This is a genomic window from Parafrigoribacterium mesophilum (assembly GCF_039652555.1).
Taxonomy (GTDB): domain Bacteria; phylum Actinomycetota; class Actinomycetes; order Actinomycetales; family Microbacteriaceae; genus Parafrigoribacterium; species Parafrigoribacterium mesophilum.
On record NZ_JBDJAF010000018.1, the window covers coordinates 1 to 365 of the forward strand.

Here is a 365-nt window from a genome sequence, read left to right on the forward strand (position 1 = left end):
CGATCGCCCAGGTGATCCGCATTGGCTGGTATTCCGTCGTGCACGTCAAAAGCGAGGTCAGCCAGGAGCTCCGAATGCTTCTGACCAACCGGCGGACACTCCTGACAAAGGCGATCGACATTGAGAACGAAATACGCGGGACGTTGCGCGTATTTGGAGTGAAGTTGTCCGGCCGCATTACCACTCATACGTTCGAGCAAAGGGCTCTTGAGCTGGTCGCTTCCATGCCCCGGCTGGAGGCAATGATCCGCCCAATGCTAGCAGCGCGGGCGGCTCTGCGAGAGCAATATACGGTGCTCCACCGGATGCTGCTGCAAGCAGTACGATGTGATGAAACGTGTCGCCGCCTGAAGACGGTTCCCGGT

At 58.6% G+C, this 365-nt stretch carries 1 pseudogene; it reads left to right on the forward strand.

Annotated features, from left to right (window positions below):
* Positions 1–365, forward strand: a pseudogene (locus tag ABFX56_RS15915) (IS110 family transposase); the annotation flags it as partial.